Below are 15,613 nucleotides of genomic sequence, written 5' to 3' on the forward strand. Positions count from 1 at the left end.
ATATTAAATAAGAATTTTTTATAATTTAAATTATCATACAATTATTATATTTTTAAAAAGTTTTTTAGTAACTTTAAGAAAATATTTAATAAATTTTATTAAACATTCATTTTTCAATATCTAAAATCTGAAACTAAAATAGTTATAAAATGCTATAATTAGCCGTTAAAAAATAAATTTAGGGTTACTAAATGTCTGAAAAATATATTTATTCAATGCATAGAGTAGGAAAAGTTGTTCCTCCTAACAAATATATACTAAAAGATATTTCTTTATCTTTCTTTGATGGTGCAAAAATTGGTGTTCTTGGTCTTAACGGCTCTGGTAAATCAACTCTTCTTAGAATCATGGCTGGTATAGATACTGAGATTATTGGTGAAGCAGCTCCTCGCAAAGGTGTAAAAATTGGATACCTTCCTCAAGAGCCTAAGCTAGATGAAACAAAGGATGTAAGGGGAAATGTAGAAGAAGCTCTTTCTCACTTAAAAGATATGCTTACTCGCTTTGATGAGATAAGTATGAAGTTCTGCGAGCCAATGTCTGATGATGAAATGGCAAAACTCTTGGAAGAGCAAGGTGAACTTCAAAATGCTATCGATACAGCTGGGGCATGGGAAATTGACCGTAAACTTGAAGTTGCTGCAGAAGCACTGCGTTTACCGCCATGGGATGCTGATGTTACTAAATTATCTGGTGGTGAAGCTCGTCGTGTTGCTTTATGTAAATTACTTCTATCAACCCCTGACATTTTACTTCTAGATGAGCCTACTAACCACTTAGATGCTGAATCAGTAGCATGGTTAGAGAAGTTCCTAGCTGAGTACAAAGGTACAGTTGTCGCTATTACCCATGATAGATATTTCTTAGATAATGTTGCTGAATGGATTCTAGAGCTCGACAGAGGAGAAGGTATCCCATTTAAAGGTAACTACTCAGAGTGGCTTGAGCAAAAACAAAAACGTTTAGAAATGGAAGAAAAACGTGAATCTTCACATCAAAAAGCACTTAAAGAAGAACTAGAGTGGGTGCGCCAAAATGCTAAAGGTCGACAAGCAAAATCAAAAGCAAGATTAGCAAAATTTGATGAGTTAAGCTCTCAAGAGTTCCAAAAACGTAATGAAACTCAAGAGTTATATATTCCACCTGGAGAACGTCTAGGAAATAATGTAATCAAGGTCAAAGACCTTGTTAAATCGTTTGATGACAAACTACTAATCGATGGTCTTGATATGGATGTATATCCAGGTTCGATTGTCGGGATTATTGGTGCCAACGGTGCTGGTAAATCAACTTTCTTTAAAATGCTGACAAACAAAGAAACTCCTGATGCTGGTAATATAAATATTGGAGAAACTGTGAATCTAGCTTATGTAGATCAATCACGTGATGCCCTAAACGATAACAAAACTGTTTGGGAGGAAATTGCAGATGGCTTAGATGTAATCACTGTTGGTAAGTTTACTATCCCATCGCGTCAATATGTTGGCAGATTTAACTTCAAGGGTGCAGATCAACAAAAATATATTTCTCAACTATCAGGTGGTGAGAGAAATCGTGTTCACCTTGCTAAGCTACTTAGAAGCGGTGGTAATGTTATCCTACTAGATGAACCTACAAACGACTTAGATGTTGAAACATTAAGAGCCTTAGAGGAAGCCATATTAGCTTTCCCTGGATGTATTATGGTTATCTCGCATGATAGATGGTTCCTAAATCGTGTAGCTACTCACATGCTTGCTTTTGAGGGTAATAGTGAAGTTGTTTGGTTTGAAGGAAACTATGATGCTTACATCGAAGATAAAAAACGCAGATTAGGCGATAACTATGACCAAATTACAAAAATAAAATATAAAAGAATATCTGTTAATTAACTATTTTTATTATAAAACCCTTTTCTGCTGTAACTTAATTTTCATATAAATTAATTTAATATAAAATACTTCAATCGCAAAGTTTTATGCATATATTTCACTAGTGTTTAAGAAACGCAAAGGGTTTTCTCTTATAGAGTTAATGGTTGTAATAACTATTTTAAGCATAATCGCAGCTATAGCTATACCTCTTTATAATTCTTATTCAAATAGAGCAAAAGCTGCTGAAATACATGAGGCTTTAAGAGTATGCAATAATCATGTTGCTGAATATTACTCTTTATATGGACAGCTTCCTAACAGCAATGAAGATATTGGTATTACTGAACCCTTTACCAGTAACTATATAGACTCAGTAAATATCTTAGAAAGTGGATTTATAAAAATTCATACTACAATTAATGGCGGAGAAACTTTAATTTTTGCTCCATCTGGATATAAGGAATAAAATATGAAAAAAACTATATTGGCTTTTATTATGTTAATAACTTTAAATAATCTTTCCTTCGCTATACAAAGCTGTGTAACTGACAGACAAGATAGTGTCATACCAGGTTGCCAGTATATAGGAGATTTCTCAGATGAAAATGCAGTAAACTCTCTAAAAGGTATAGACTCTGACGATTCTACTTCGAATGAGGAATCTCAAGAGCCTAATGATACGCCTGTAAATAATAATTCAGCTCCTCAACAACAGTGTCAATGGTGGCAATTATTCTGTCACCTAGGCTGGTGGTAGAGTTATTCATCAAATTAGTACATAATACTTCTAGATAAGAATTTTATATCAATTATCAAATGAGCAACTCTAGTAGCAACAAGCAAGAAATTATCGGTGGCTCATTACTCTTTATAGCAGCCATCTTAGCAATGATTGTTAATAATAGTAGTTTTGCAGATTATTATAATATCCTTGAATCTGTACATGCATCTATTGGTATTAATGAGTTAAAAATTGATAAAAATTTACTTCAGTGGATAAATGATGGGTTAATGGCAATATATTTCTTATACATTGGCTTAGAAATTAAAAGAGAGATTAGTAGCGGCATATTATCTAAACCATCAAACCTAATAAACCCGGCTATTATAGCAATGACTGGTTTGGTTATACCTTCATTGATTTATTTTTTAATAAATATAAACCACTCAGATTTATTATCTGGATGGGCTATTCCTTCAGCAACAGATATAGCTTTTACACTAGGAATTCTTGCTCTGTTAGGCTCAAAAATATCTCCAAAACTCAAACTCCTAGTAGTCACAATAGCTATTTTTGACGATATAGCCGCAATTATTATTATTGCTGTTTTTTACACATCTGATCTATCTATTTTATCTTTAGCTTTAGGTTTATTTTTTATTTTTATAATGATCATTTGCAACCTTTTCTTAAATATTAAAAGAACATCGATTTATCTCGTTTTAGGATTTTTTGCTTGGGCATGTACTATAAAGTCAGGTGTCCATGGAACTCTAGCTGGTGTTGCAACAGCATTATGTATTCCTTTTAACAATGATGAAGGCAAGTCTCCTATAAAACTCCTAGAAGATGGACTAGAGCCTTGGATTATATACTTTATACTACCTATTTTTGCCTTTGCTAATGCTGGAATCAATTTTTCAAATTTCAATTTATCAATGTTATTAGAGCCTGTGACTATTGGAATAATTCTTGGACTATTTATTGGAAAGCAAATAGGTATTTTCTCTTCTATTTATATCTTAAGAAAAACCTCTCTTTTTAATATAGTAAAAGAATTTTCTCTCTTACAACTATATGGCATAGGACTTATTTGTGGAGTTGGATTCACTATGAGTTTATTTATAGGAACCTTAGCATTTGATGATAACTATACTTTAAACCTAGTTAAATTAGGAGTTTTAATAGGCTCTATTTTATCTGGAACTATTGGCTATATTGTTCTTAGAATAGCTTCTAACAAATCTAACTAAATTATTTATATTTTTTTAAGTATAATATTTACTACAAGTGTTTATACAAGAAGCTATGTTTGACGAAGAGATCTTTGACAAGATACCAGAAAACTTCTGTTTGATGAGTTGGAATATTTTTAAAATTGATCATAAAAGAACTGAACTTTTTAATAAATATATTCAAGCTACTCATGATGAACATAATATCGATATATTTTGCCTTCAGGAATCAAAGTACTCTGATGCTACGACATTTCCAATAAGCAAATTTCATATCAACTTCGCTTCAAATATAGCTCTTAAAAACCATGACTATGGTGTAACAACTGCTAGCCATATTCCTACAAAAAAAAACATAAGGATTTTAACAACACATAAAGAATCTGTTATAAACACACATAAAGCATCTTTAATAAGCCATTTTTCATTTGGAAAGCAAACTTTAATAATAGTAAACATTCATGCTATTAATTTCAAAAGCAATAAAGTATATGAATATGAATTTGAGAGAATAAAAGAATTTCTAAATCTCAAAAACAACAAAAACCCTATTATTATTGCTGGTGATTTTAATACTTGGAATAGAACAAGGATTAAACTTATAAAGGATTTTTGTAGAGAGTTTAATTTTAAGGTAGCTTTTTTAGATGGTAAAGAGCTTATTAAATCTTTCCAAAACAATCCTTTAGATTTCGTATTGTATAGAGATTTAAAGTTAGAAAAAGCTTTAGCTTTAGATTGTAATAAAATCTCAGACCATAATCCTATTATTACTTATTTTAGTAAAGATTAGCCGCCAAGCTCTTTTGTTCTAAAGTTTATAATGTCATAGCATTTTTCAGTAAGATCTTTAACATTATAATCATTTGGGTTTATTGGTGATCCAAATGTCATCCTTGCTATTCCTGGTTTCATAAAGTCACCTTTTCTGCGACCAAAATATGCTCCAAAATTATGTGATACTGGAACAATCATCGCACCAGTAACTGTAGCAAGTTTCATTGCTGAACGATGAAATTTTGGATACTCTCCAACAGCCACTCTAGTGCCTTCCGGAAATACGATAATGCTTAGCTTTTTATTTGAAACTCTATCCTTGCCCTCAGCTAAAACATTTCTTAAAGCGGAAATACTATGCTCCCTATCGACAGGTATTGCCTCAGCATGAAATTGTGCTTTTCCGAAGATAGGCTTTTCCATTAATTCTTTTTTCATAGCAAAACAACATCTATAGACCAAACCATAAAACATAAAGGTTTCTAACATTGATTGATGCTTTGAAACATATATACATGGTTCTTTTAAGATGTTTTCTTTACCTTCAACTTTTACATAAATCTGAAGAATAAACAAAACTCCAAGGCGATATAAAAATGACCACAGCCAACAAACAAAAAGCCTAACTTGTAAAGGGGCTTTCAATGCACCTACTATATTCATTAGAACACAACAAAAAAGCAAAGTTATATAAGCGTAAAACTTAAAAACCTGCATTCTAAATAAAAGTATAGCTCGCCATATTTTTTTCATTTCACTGCCTTAACTAACCTTTAAATTCTTTTGTTTTTTCTGTGATGACTTTATGACAATATGCTGTAAGTTCTTTAGAATCATAATCATTTGGATCTATTCTTTTGCCAAAATGCATTCTAGCTATTCCTGGCTTAATTACATTAAAACCTTTAGGAAAGAATTTGCCAAAATTATGTGCAACTGGAATAATAGGTACATTTGCATCTGTGGCAAGCTTCATTGCTGAACGCTGAAACTCTGGGTATTCACCTATTGCAACTCTAGTACCTTCTGGAAAAATTACTACATTTATACCATTTTTAAGACTTTCCTTTCCATCAGTAACAACTTTCTTCAAAGACTCTCTAGGTTTTTCTCTATCTATTGCTATACTGCCAAGATTTTCCATAGCAGTACCAAATATTGGAGCCTCAAAAAGCTCCTTTTTCATAATAAAATGACACTTCCCTATAAACCCATAAAATAGGAAAGTCTCTAACATTGACTGATGTTTAGAAACATATATACAAGGGTAATCTTTATCTATATTTTCTCTACCAGTAACTCTAATATAAACTTGTAAAAAAACTAACATGCCTATCCAATATAGATATGTCCATACATAGCAAACAGCCATGCGCCAAGAAATTGGGAGCTTAAAAAATGTAAAAATATTAATAAGAATACAACTACCGCCTATTACCGCATAAGAGTACAGATGAAAAGCTGTCATCCTAGCTAACATCAATAGGTTCCATATTTTTTTTATAAAAAGCTTCATTTAATAGTCTCCACAAAAGCATTTAAATTCTCATAAATTTGGCAGTCATTTAACTCTGCTTTATGCTCATTATACACTTTTTTTCCTTTTCCTGTCTTCACTAAAACAGGTGTACACCCTACTTTTCTAGCTACTTCAATATCTTTAAAAGAATCTCCAACAAAGAATACATTTTTATCAAACACTATATTTAATTTAGCAGCTATCTCAGTTAATAAACCAGTTTTAGGTTTTCTACAATCACAATCAATCTCGGGTAAATGAGGACAAAGAGAAATATATTTAATAATATTAGCGTGTTCCCCAAGTAGCTCTAAAAATTTTGCATGCATTTTTAAAACCTCGGCATAGCTAAAATAACCTCTGCCAATTCCTGATTGATTAGTTGCTACAGCCACTGGAATATTTAATTTTGATAATTTTATTATCGCATCAATGCTTCCCTTCTCAGGAATCCATTCATCTACAGACTTAATATAATGATCAGAATCAACGTTTATAACACCATCTCTATCTAGAATTATAAAAGATGGTTTATTCAAAAATCCTGATGCCTTTGACATTATTTTTCTAAGTATTTTAACTTATCTGGAACTGAAGCCCAATTATCAGCATCCTCAAAAGGCTCGCACTTTTCAACGATATTTGGCCAAACCCCAGCAAGCTCTCTATTTAAATCTAACATTTGCTCTTCTGCCTCTGTTAAATCATCACTTGACTTAATAGCATTTACAGGACACTCTGGCTCACACAAAGCACAATCAATACACTCATCAGGATTAATGACAAGCATATTAGGACCTTCATAAAAACAGTCTACAGGACAAACTTCAACACAATCACCATATTTACATTTTATACAGCTTTCCGTAACAACAAACGGCATAAATAAAACCTTCTAAATAGTATTTCAGACATAAAAATATTTGAAAATTATAACATAGATAAAAAAAAGATAAATACTAAGGCTTTTTATACTATGAAGCAAATAATATTAATTTATCTTTGAAAGTGCTTTATTATCTTCATGATAATTATTACTAGTCTCAACTTTCATGTGACCTTCACTATCTAACTTACCTTTAGAAATAATTGTAATATCTTTTGATACTGTATTCTCTAATGAAAAAGTTATATTCACAAACAAAATAGAGCCAATAAACAACACAAAGCGTAATAGCTTCATAATGCTTTCTTAAGAAGACAATATTATTACTATCATAAAGTTTACATATAATTTATAAAAAACTGTTCTTTTCTCTAGCTTATTTTATGCATAAAGTTATTATTCTTAACACTTTGCTGCGGAGTTGGATCAGCAGAATCTAAATTTTTTGCAGTTTCTTTAGCCTTACTGCTAACATCATCAGCAAGCTCTAATTGTCCTTCACTACTTATTTGTTGATCATTTACTATGATTTCTTGCTCTGTTGACTCCAGAGAGAAACTATTGCTGAAAAATAATACAGAAATTAAGATACATGGTAAAAATTTTAAACCTCTCATAAACTCTCTCCTTTTCTTAAAAAATTTATCTTCTAAGTTACTAAATAAACAATAAGGCTACCTTATTTAACTAGTAATTTAGTTGTAATGTGCTAGGATTAAAGAACTAAAAAGTTAAATCTCTTTTAATGATGACTGCTAGATTTAATCCTAAAAAATTAATTTCATTTACTACTATATCAGTAGCTGTTTTATTTTTCATTACATATATAGTTTCTGTCATAAATGGTCATAATCAATTATGCCTTCCTTTTATATCAGGTTGTTCTGATATTACACATGCTGGTTTCTTTCCATATGAATCATATATGTTAAAAGCGATTTTAATACCTACTGCAACATTAATGGCTGTAATTTTCTTTTTCATAAAAGAATGGTTAATTCATATAAGCAGCAATAACCCTAAAGTTACTAAACAAGCAAACATAATGCTATGGATATCAACTATTGGCTGCATAGGCTTAGTAATAGGTACAGCAGTAATAGACGGTGATAAAACCATTATGCAACTTCATTTAAAAGCTGTAGGAATATTTTTTGTATCGATGACAATCTGCCAAGTTTGGTACACCATAATAGAAAGTAAATATACAAGCAAAGTTAATAAACTACCTGTAACACTAAGAAGAATAGCTATAGGAATTACTTTAATAGTGGCTATTGTTTCACTTTTTATGGCTCAAACATATAAGAATCAAAGCATTGTCGAATGGTGGGGAGTTTACTCTTTAATCTTCTGGTTCTGGACTTTTTCTCTAAATAAAGAAAAATAATACGCCATATTTTTCTTTGTATACACTCTAAATCTTCAATATTCTTCTAATATAATTCATATAAATTTATAGTAAGTATGTCTATAAACACTTTACTAAATAATCAAAACTTACAAACCTATATTGATGAGAGCTCTATTAACTTAAGCCCTATAGTTATGGAGCTTTTTGAAAACGCTCAGAGTGATGAATACTCTCATATGCTTAGTTCTCCAAATCAGATTCAAATGATAAGCCTTATAATAAAAATGCTTAATGCTAAGCTAATATTAGAAGTTGGAGTTTTTAGAGGTTTTGGGACTTTAGCAATGGCTGAAGCTTTACCAGATAATGGCAAAATATATGCTTGTGACATAAATGATAGTTTTATAAAACCATATATAAAATACTGGGAAAAAGCGAATGTAAAAGACAAAATTCAGTTACACATAGCCCCTGCTCTAGAGACTTTAGAAAAACTGCAAAAAGATGGCTTAAAACTTGACTTCATCTATATTGATGCTGATAAAGAAAACTATATTAACTATTATGAAGAGTCTTTAAAACTACTGAATAATGGTGGAGTTATAGCTATTGATAATGTTCTTTGGTCTGGCAAAGTAGCTGATAAAAATCATATAGACTCACAAACAGAAACTATTAGAAAACTAAACTCTATAATTCACAACGATAGTCGTGTTGATGCTTGTATTATTCCAATTGGGGACGGGGTTAACCTAATAAGAAAAAGGTAGCCTTTTGCTTGAAGACCTTCACTAACCTAAATATACTTTAAGTCAGTACTTACTATATTTAAATAGCTATGCTTAATCGTACAAAAATATATTTTCTAACCTTAATTAGTTTATTCTGCTTTAATAATTTATATGCTATTGGAGATATAAATTATGATGAAAGTAAAGTTCCTGAATATAAGCTGGTAGATCCTTTAACTATGGAAAATGATGAAAAGGTTACTAATCCTGAACAATGGCAAAAGAGACGTTTAGAAATAATTAAACTATTTAAAGATAACGTTTATGGCAATGTCCCAAATGATAATGTTTCAATAAGCTACAAGATTACTCAAAAAGACGATAATGCTTTAAATGGAAAAGCTATTGAACAGCAAGCTGAAGTTACTATAGGAGAAACTAAAGTATACTTATTAATGTACTTTCCTAAACAAGGTAAAGAAAACTATCCTGTATTTTTAGGGTATAACTTTTGTGGAAATCAAAGCATCACAAAAGATTCTAAAGTACTAATAGACTCTAACTGGGCTAACTCTAGCATTTGTCAAAAGCCTGATGATCCTGCTGGAGCTGTTGTTGATGATAAATTCACAGAAAAATCTAGAGGTATAAGGGCTTATAGATATAGCTTAGGAGATATTATAGATAACGGTTATGGTTTTGTAACAGCATATTATGGAGATGTCGCACCTGACAGTCCCGATAAAGTTTATGACAATGTCTCTTCTAGCATTAAAGATCCAAAACAATACTCTGCTATTAGCCTATGGTCATGGGGACTGATAGAAATTTCAAAAGCTTTAAAAGATGAGCCGCTTGTTAATCAGAAAGAGATACTTGTATATGGTTTTTCTAGACTAGGGAAAGCTGCTTTATGGGCAGGAGCTTTAGATCAAAATTTTGCTATGGTTATATCCGTTGATTCTGGAATGGGTGGAGCTAGCTTAACAAAAAGAGAATATGGCGAAACTGTATATTCTATAAACACTGAGTTCCCTCATTGGTTCTCAGATAACTTCAAAAAGTATAATAGTGATCCACAATCTTTACCACTTGATCAGCATATGTTGTTATCTTTAATAGCTCCTAGACCTCTATATGTCGCTAGTGCAAATGATGACCAATGGGCAGATCCAAAAGGAGAATTCCTATCTGCAAAAGCAACCACTCCAGTTTATGCTTTATTTGGAGAAGAGGTTACTTTACCAGCTGAGCAACCAAAAGTTGATGATCCGAAAATAGGCATAGTAAGTTATCACATCAGATCTGGAGGTCATAACCTACTTCCGTATGACTGGACTCAATTTATAAAAGCTGCAAATTTGAATATAAAAAAATAAAATTTATTAAGACCTTTGCTCATCTTCCTCATCGAATTGAGGAGCATCAGGATCTTCACTCTGCTCTTGACTACTTCTCCATTTTTTATAAATAGAATAAGCATTATTTACGGTATTCTTATCAATATTGCTCTGTACAACGCCATTATTGGTAATTTGATCTGTTACAGATACTGAAAACCCAAACATTGGTAAAATAACCATAATAGTAAACAATATTTTTTTCACGACTACTCCTATAAAAAGATAATGTATCTAATTATGATTATATACTATAAAGGTTTATTGATTTTATAAAAAATAAAGATTTAGAAATTTTAAAGATTATAAATTATTTAGAAAAAGTTATATTTTTATTTTCATCAACATTAACTATGATTTTCTCACCAGCCTTAAATTCTCCATCTAAAAGTTTTAAAGCTAATGGGTTTTCTAAGTTAGTCTGTATAGCTCTTTTCAGTGGTCTTGCCCCAAATACAGGATCAAAACCAGCTTCTGCCAACTTATCCATAGCTTCTGGAGTAACTTCTAAGCCTATTTCCAAGTCTCTTAAGCGTTTCTCTAAACGCTTAATCTGAATCTTAGCTATCTGAGCTATCATTTCTTTATCTAAAGGTTCAAATACAATAGCATCATCAACTCTGTTTACAAATTCTGGTCTAAAGTGTGTTAATACCATTTCCATAACAGCTGATTTAACTTTATCATAATCCTCACCTTGCATTTCTTGTATTCTATGAGAGCCAAGGTTCGATGTCATAACTATCACAGTATTCTTAAAGTCTACTGTTCTACCTTGACCATCTGTCAAACGACCATCATCCAACACTTGGAGCAAGATGTTAAATACATCAGCATGAGCTTTTTCTACCTCATCAAGAAGTATCACAGAATATGGTTTTCTTCTAACATGCTCAGTCAAATAACCACCTTGCTCATAGCCAACGTATCCTGGAGGTGCTCCTATAAGCCTAGCTACAGAATGCTTCTCCATAAACTCTGACATATCTACCCTAAGCATTGCATTCTCATCATCAAACAAGAACTCTGCCAAAGCTTTAGTTAACTCAGTTTTACCAACTCCTGTTGGTCCTAAAAACATAAATGAACCGATAGGTCTATTAGGATCAGATAAACCAGACCTTGATCTTCTAACAGCATTTGATACCGCTTTAATAGCTTGATTTTGCCCTATCACTCTCTTATGTAAAAATTCTTCCATGTGTAGAAGTTTTTCTTTTTCTCCTTCCATCATTTTTGATACGGGAATACCAGTTGCTTTAGATACAACATCAGCAATTTCACTTTCTGTAACAGATGTTCTAACAAGTTTAGATTCAGAAGGTTCTGCTTGTGTTTTCTCTATTTCTTTTATTTGAGCTTCTAACTCAGGAATTTTCCCATATTGCAGTTCAGCCATTTTACTTAAATCGCCTGCTCTTTGATATTTTTCAAGCTCGAACTTAGCTTTTTCTAGTTTTTCTTTTAGCTCACTAGTACCTTGCATTTTAAGCTTTTCAGCCTTCCAAAGCTCTTCAAAACCTTTATATTCAGACTCTAGTCCTTTTATTTCTTCTTCTAATATTTCCAATCTCTTTCTAGTAGCTTCATCTTTTTCTTTTTTAAGCTGTTCTCTTTGCATTTTTAGCTGAATAATTCTTCTATACAGCTGTTCCATCTTTTCTGGTTTTGAATCTATTTCCATACGGATTTGGCTAGCTGCTTCATCAACTAGATCAATAGCTTTATCTGGTAGCTGTCTATCTGTTACATATCTATGAGATAGCGTAGCTGCAGCAACTATTGCAGAGTCAGTTATATTCACACCATGATGCAGTTCATATCTTTCTTTAAGACCTCTTAAAATAGCTATAGTATCTTCCACAGTTGGCTCATCAACTAAAACCTTTTGAAACCTTCTTTCTAATGCAGCATCTTTCTCTACATATTCACGATACTCATCTAAAGTTGTCGCCCCAACGCACTTTAATTCGCCTCTAGCTAGTGCTGGTTTAAGCATATTCCCAGCATCCATAGAGCCTTCTGCTTTACCAGCTCCCACCATAGTATGTAACTCATCTATAAATAGGATTACATTACCTTCCTGCTTAGATAACTCTTTTAATACAGCTTTTAAACGCTCTTCAAAATCCCCTCTAAACTTAGCTCCTGCTAATAATGCACCCATATCCAAAGATAATACTTTTTTACCTTTAACTCCTTCAGGAACTTCATTATTAACTATTCTTTGTGCCAATCCCTCAACTATTGCGGTTTTACCAACACCTGGCTCACCTATTAGTACAGGGTTATTCTTTGTTCTTCTCTGTAATACCTGTATAGTTCTACGGATTTCACTATCTCTACCAATAATTGGATCTATCTTTCCTTTTCTTGCTAGCTCTGTTAAATCAACTGTATATTTATCTAAAGCACCTTTAACATCTTCTTGATTTTGACTACTCACTTTCTCTCCTCCGCGATAATCATTTACCGCTTTTATAACTCTCTCTTTTGTAATACCAAATTTATTATATAAACTAGTTAAGCTTTTATCCTCAATTGAAGCTTGCAAAAATAATTCACTTGAAACAAAATCATCTCCATTTTCTTTTGCATGGCTCATCATTTTTTGCAAATCTAAAACTAAATCTCTTGATGGTTGAATTTGCTGTGAGCTTTCACTTCCTAATACAGCAACATTTTCAACAGCATCATTTACTGCTTGCTCAAATTTAGAAAGACTTACTCCACAGACACTTAATATAGCTTTTGCAACACTATCATTTTGATCTAGCAAAGCTTTTAGTACATGTATAGACCCAAACTCTGTTGCTTTCTGCTGAAATGCGTAAGACTGCCCTTCTGCTAAAGCTTCTTGAAACTTAGTTGTAAACTTATTTATATCCATTACTTATATTCCCCTTATAAAATAAAGTCCTTAAGACTTATATCTATATAACTAAGGGCAAAGGATTTTTTTTCAAGATATATTTTTTAAGATAGTGCTGAAGTTAGTAGTGGAGATATGGTTAAAACGATACCAACAAAAATTATAAAATAGATACTCTTTGTCCTATAACTTTTAAGACTTGGTGTTTTAAAAACTATATATGCTGGAATTAAGCACCCTAAAATACCAAATATAGGACCTGATAAAGGCACCAGCTTATATACTGGTGCTTGGAAAACTATAGAAAGCCATGTAATTAAGAATATTACTACAACCACAGTGACATCCATAAATTTAGAATTGCTCTGCTTTTCTAAGCCAACTCTATTAAATCCTATCTTCAAAATCCCTTTAAGTGATTCCGCCATCCCACCCAAAATACTTAAAAATGAAGTTAAAATTGCACAAATACTTATTATGACTCCACATATATGAAGAATCATATTTGAATGCCCTTGTTTCTCCAACAGTAGAAATGCTGACTGGTTTGTCTGAGAAGCTTTAACTGCAACATCATGCGGAATAACTAAAGAAAATGAAAATATATATGCACCTATAATTATTACAAGCAATATAAAAGCTATCTTCATTGTTCTAAGAGCTTTTGCCATAATTATTTCTTTAGTTTCATTATGATGATGAAGTCTATAGCCTATAACCATTGGACTTAGCGATTGTATAAATAAAATAGATGTTAATGAAAACGGCAACATAATTATAGTTTTTGCAATAAAGTCTCCACCCGTATCAGGTAAAGATGTTAAGTTACCAATTTTCCATAAAGGTACTAGTGATATTGATGCTAAAACAATAGAAATAACCAATATAAAAACTAAGAATGTTGAAACCCTAACAAGCAACCTCTGACTTTTTATACCTGTAAAAATCAAAACAATCATTAATATAGCACTAAAGATTATATTTTGATCAATATGAAGGGTTGATATAAGTCCAAACTCATATAAATAAGAAGCTAATGATTTAGCTACTACTTCAGCATATATTACTGTCCATGTTAACATCATTAAGAAATATAATATTCCTAAGAAGATTCCCCACTTAGGTCCTAGAAGTTCATTTATAACTTCTTTATAAACTCTAGGTTTACTCGATGCGAAAAGCGTTTGAATATATAATTTTTGGAAGAGATAAATTCCTGGATAAGCAATTAAAATAGATAACGCAAATACCGTAAAACCCACTACGCCTATACTTACAGGGGTTAAAACAATGCCAGCCCCAATAGCCATACCAAAACTGACTATAAGCCATCCAAAATCGAATTTATTAAATCTATCTTTATCTATCATAATTTATTTTTTCTGTTGCCGCAGTTATATAGTTATCATTTTTCTGCCAAAGTTTATTTAGCCATTGTTGGAATTCTTCTTTATCTTGTTCATTACCAAAATAATCTTTTAGAGGAATTTTTGGTAAAGGAATAAATTCCATTTTTATTCTGATTCTCTTTGTTTGTCTGGTCATAAATCTCCACAAAGTCTCTTTAGAAGATTCATAAATAATAATTGTATTTAAGATACCATCAAGCCTACCCGATAAAGCCTCTAAAATAACGGCTATACCACCAGCTTTAGGATTTAATAAATTCTTGTATTTGCTTTTTTTAGCCTTCTGAAGAGTATATCTAGTACCCTCAACAAAATTTATTATAGTTGTTGGTCTTTTTGGCATTTTCTCACAATACTCTTTTGTACGACGAATATCTTCACCTTTCTTTTCGGGATTTTTCTCAAGATATTCTTTTGAATATCTCCTCATAACAGGAAAATCTAAAGCCCAACAAGCTAATCCAATAAATGGCACATAAATCATTTGGTATTTCATGAAAAACTTCGGAAATGCTATCTTTTTATGAAAAACTAATTGTAAAAGCAAAGTGTCTAACCAACTTTTATGGTTACATATCACAAGATAAGATCCATCTTTTTTTAATTTTTCATCTTGCTCAAAGATTATCTCGGTTGGAGAAATTAGTTTCACAGCAAAAATATTAAGGCTCACCCATATCCGTGCAAAAAATTCCAATATCGATCCTAAGAAAAACTGTAAGCTTTTTATAGGAATTAATAATTTCAGTAAAGATAATGAAACTATAGGAACTGCAACAATCGCTGTATTAATCAAAAGTAAAACTATAGAAACCATTCCGTAGTAAAAATTTTTAATTTTTTCTAACATCGCTAA

The 15,613-nt window shown here is 31.6% G+C and carries 18 protein-coding genes; 8 read left to right on the plus strand and 10 right to left on the minus strand.

Annotated elements, in window-relative coordinates; all coding sequences use genetic code 11:
* Positions 1–191: 191 nt before the first annotated feature.
* The 5 genes from ettA to KX01_RS01305 all read left to right on the plus strand — a co-directional run bounded on the left by ettA (position 192) and on the right by KX01_RS01305 (position 4,602).
* Entirely contained in the window at positions 192–1,871 is a 1,680-nt protein-coding gene (ettA, locus tag KX01_RS01285) for an energy-dependent translational throttle protein EttA (protein WP_071663278.1), read from the plus strand.
* A gap of 142 nt (positions 1,872–2,013) precedes the next feature.
* Complete coding sequence (locus KX01_RS01290; RefSeq protein WP_083578878.1) at positions 2,014–2,319, plus strand: pilin; 306 nt, start codon at positions 2,014–2,016, stop codon at positions 2,317–2,319.
* 3 nt (positions 2,320–2,322) lie between these two features.
* Positions 2,323–2,610, plus strand: a complete 288-nt coding sequence (locus tag KX01_RS01295) for a hypothetical protein (protein ID WP_071663280.1) — start codon at positions 2,323–2,325, stop codon at positions 2,608–2,610.
* A 59-nt stretch (positions 2,611–2,669) separates the two neighbouring features.
* Positions 2,670–3,827 carry a Na+/H+ antiporter NhaA gene (gene nhaA / locus KX01_RS01300; protein WP_071663281.1) on the plus strand — a complete coding sequence of 386 codons (1,158 nt, stop codon included), beginning with the start codon at positions 2,670–2,672 and terminating at the stop codon, positions 3,825–3,827.
* Between the two features lie 55 nt (positions 3,828–3,882).
* Positions 3,883–4,602, plus strand: coding sequence for an endonuclease/exonuclease/phosphatase family protein (locus KX01_RS01305; protein ID WP_071664716.1), 720 nt, complete (start codon positions 3,883–3,885; stop codon positions 4,600–4,602).
* Here the strand turns inward: KX01_RS01305 and KX01_RS01310 are convergent.
* The 6 genes from KX01_RS01310 to KX01_RS01335 all read right to left on the minus strand — a co-directional run bounded on the left by KX01_RS01310 (position 4,599) and on the right by KX01_RS01335 (position 7,608).
* Positions 4,599–5,339, minus strand: coding sequence for a lysophospholipid acyltransferase family protein (locus KX01_RS01310; protein ID WP_071663282.1), 741 nt, complete (start codon positions 5,337–5,339; stop codon positions 4,599–4,601). The two genes, KX01_RS01305 and KX01_RS01310, sit on opposite strands and share 4 nt — an antisense overlap.
* Before the next feature lie 13 nt (positions 5,340–5,352).
* Positions 5,353–6,102 carry a lysophospholipid acyltransferase family protein gene (locus KX01_RS01315; RefSeq protein ID WP_071663283.1) on the minus strand — a complete coding sequence of 250 codons (750 nt, stop codon included), beginning with the start codon at positions 6,100–6,102 and terminating at the stop codon, positions 5,353–5,355.
* Positions 6,099–6,665, minus strand: a complete 567-nt coding sequence (gene gmhB / locus KX01_RS01320) for a D-glycero-beta-D-manno-heptose 1,7-bisphosphate 7-phosphatase (RefSeq protein WP_071663284.1) — start codon at positions 6,663–6,665, stop codon at positions 6,099–6,101. The genes KX01_RS01315 and gmhB overlap by 4 nt, the downstream gene beginning before the upstream one ends.
* Entirely contained in the window at positions 6,665–6,988 is a 324-nt protein-coding gene (fdxA, locus tag KX01_RS01325) for a ferredoxin FdxA (protein ID WP_071663285.1), read from the minus strand. Before fdxA ends, gmhB begins: the two co-directional genes overlap by 1 nt.
* Positions 6,989–7,096: 108 nt before the next feature.
* A complete protein-coding gene (locus tag KX01_RS01330) occupies positions 7,097–7,288 on the minus strand; it encodes a hypothetical protein (protein WP_071663286.1) in 192 nt (63 codons plus the stop codon).
* A 74-nt stretch (positions 7,289–7,362) separates the two neighbouring features.
* The gene (locus KX01_RS01335; RefSeq protein WP_071663287.1) at positions 7,363–7,608 is read right to left on the minus strand and encodes a hypothetical protein; all 246 of its coding nucleotides are present in this window, start codon (positions 7,606–7,608) and stop codon (positions 7,363–7,365) included.
* Positions 7,609–7,739: 131 nt separating this feature from the next.
* Between KX01_RS01335 and KX01_RS01340 the strand changes: the two genes are divergently transcribed.
* The 3 genes from KX01_RS01340 (at position 7,740) to KX01_RS01350 (ending at position 10,455) form a co-directional block, all read left to right on the plus strand.
* Entirely contained in the window at positions 7,740–8,381 is a 642-nt protein-coding gene (locus KX01_RS01340) for a Frag1/DRAM/Sfk1 family protein (RefSeq protein WP_071664717.1), read from the plus strand.
* Positions 8,382–8,458: 77 nt separating this feature from the next.
* Positions 8,459–9,115: an O-methyltransferase gene (locus KX01_RS01345; protein WP_071663288.1), complete on the plus strand. Its 657-nt coding sequence runs from the start codon at positions 8,459–8,461 to the stop codon at positions 9,113–9,115.
* Positions 9,116–9,183: 68 nt separating this feature from the next.
* A complete protein-coding gene (locus tag KX01_RS01350; RefSeq protein WP_071663289.1) occupies positions 9,184–10,455 on the plus strand; it encodes a glucuronyl esterase domain-containing protein in 1,272 nt (423 codons plus the stop codon).
* 6 nt (positions 10,456–10,461) lie between these two features.
* Here the strand turns inward: KX01_RS01350 and KX01_RS01355 are convergent, their stop codons facing one another.
* The 4 genes from KX01_RS01355 to KX01_RS01370 all read right to left on the minus strand — a co-directional run bounded on the left by KX01_RS01355 (position 10,462) and on the right by KX01_RS01370 (position 15,607).
* A complete protein-coding gene (locus KX01_RS01355) occupies positions 10,462–10,683 on the minus strand; it encodes a hypothetical protein (RefSeq protein ID WP_071663290.1) in 222 nt (73 codons plus the stop codon).
* Positions 10,684–10,786: 103 nt separating this feature from the next.
* A complete protein-coding gene (gene clpB / locus KX01_RS01360) occupies positions 10,787–13,366 on the minus strand; it encodes an ATP-dependent chaperone ClpB (protein WP_071663291.1) in 2,580 nt (859 codons plus the stop codon).
* 86 nt (positions 13,367–13,452) lie between these two features.
* Positions 13,453–14,718, minus strand: coding sequence for an amino acid permease (locus tag KX01_RS01365; RefSeq protein WP_071663292.1), 1,266 nt, complete (start codon positions 14,716–14,718; stop codon positions 13,453–13,455).
* Complete coding sequence (locus KX01_RS01370) at positions 14,708–15,607, minus strand: acyltransferase (protein ID WP_071664718.1); 900 nt, start codon at positions 15,605–15,607, stop codon at positions 14,708–14,710. Before KX01_RS01370 ends, KX01_RS01365 begins: the two co-directional genes overlap by 11 nt.
* Between the last annotated feature and the right edge of the window lie 6 nt (positions 15,608–15,613).

This window comes from Francisella frigiditurris (assembly GCF_001880225.1).
GTDB classification, from domain to species: domain Bacteria; phylum Pseudomonadota; class Gammaproteobacteria; order Francisellales; family Francisellaceae; genus Francisella; species Francisella frigiditurris.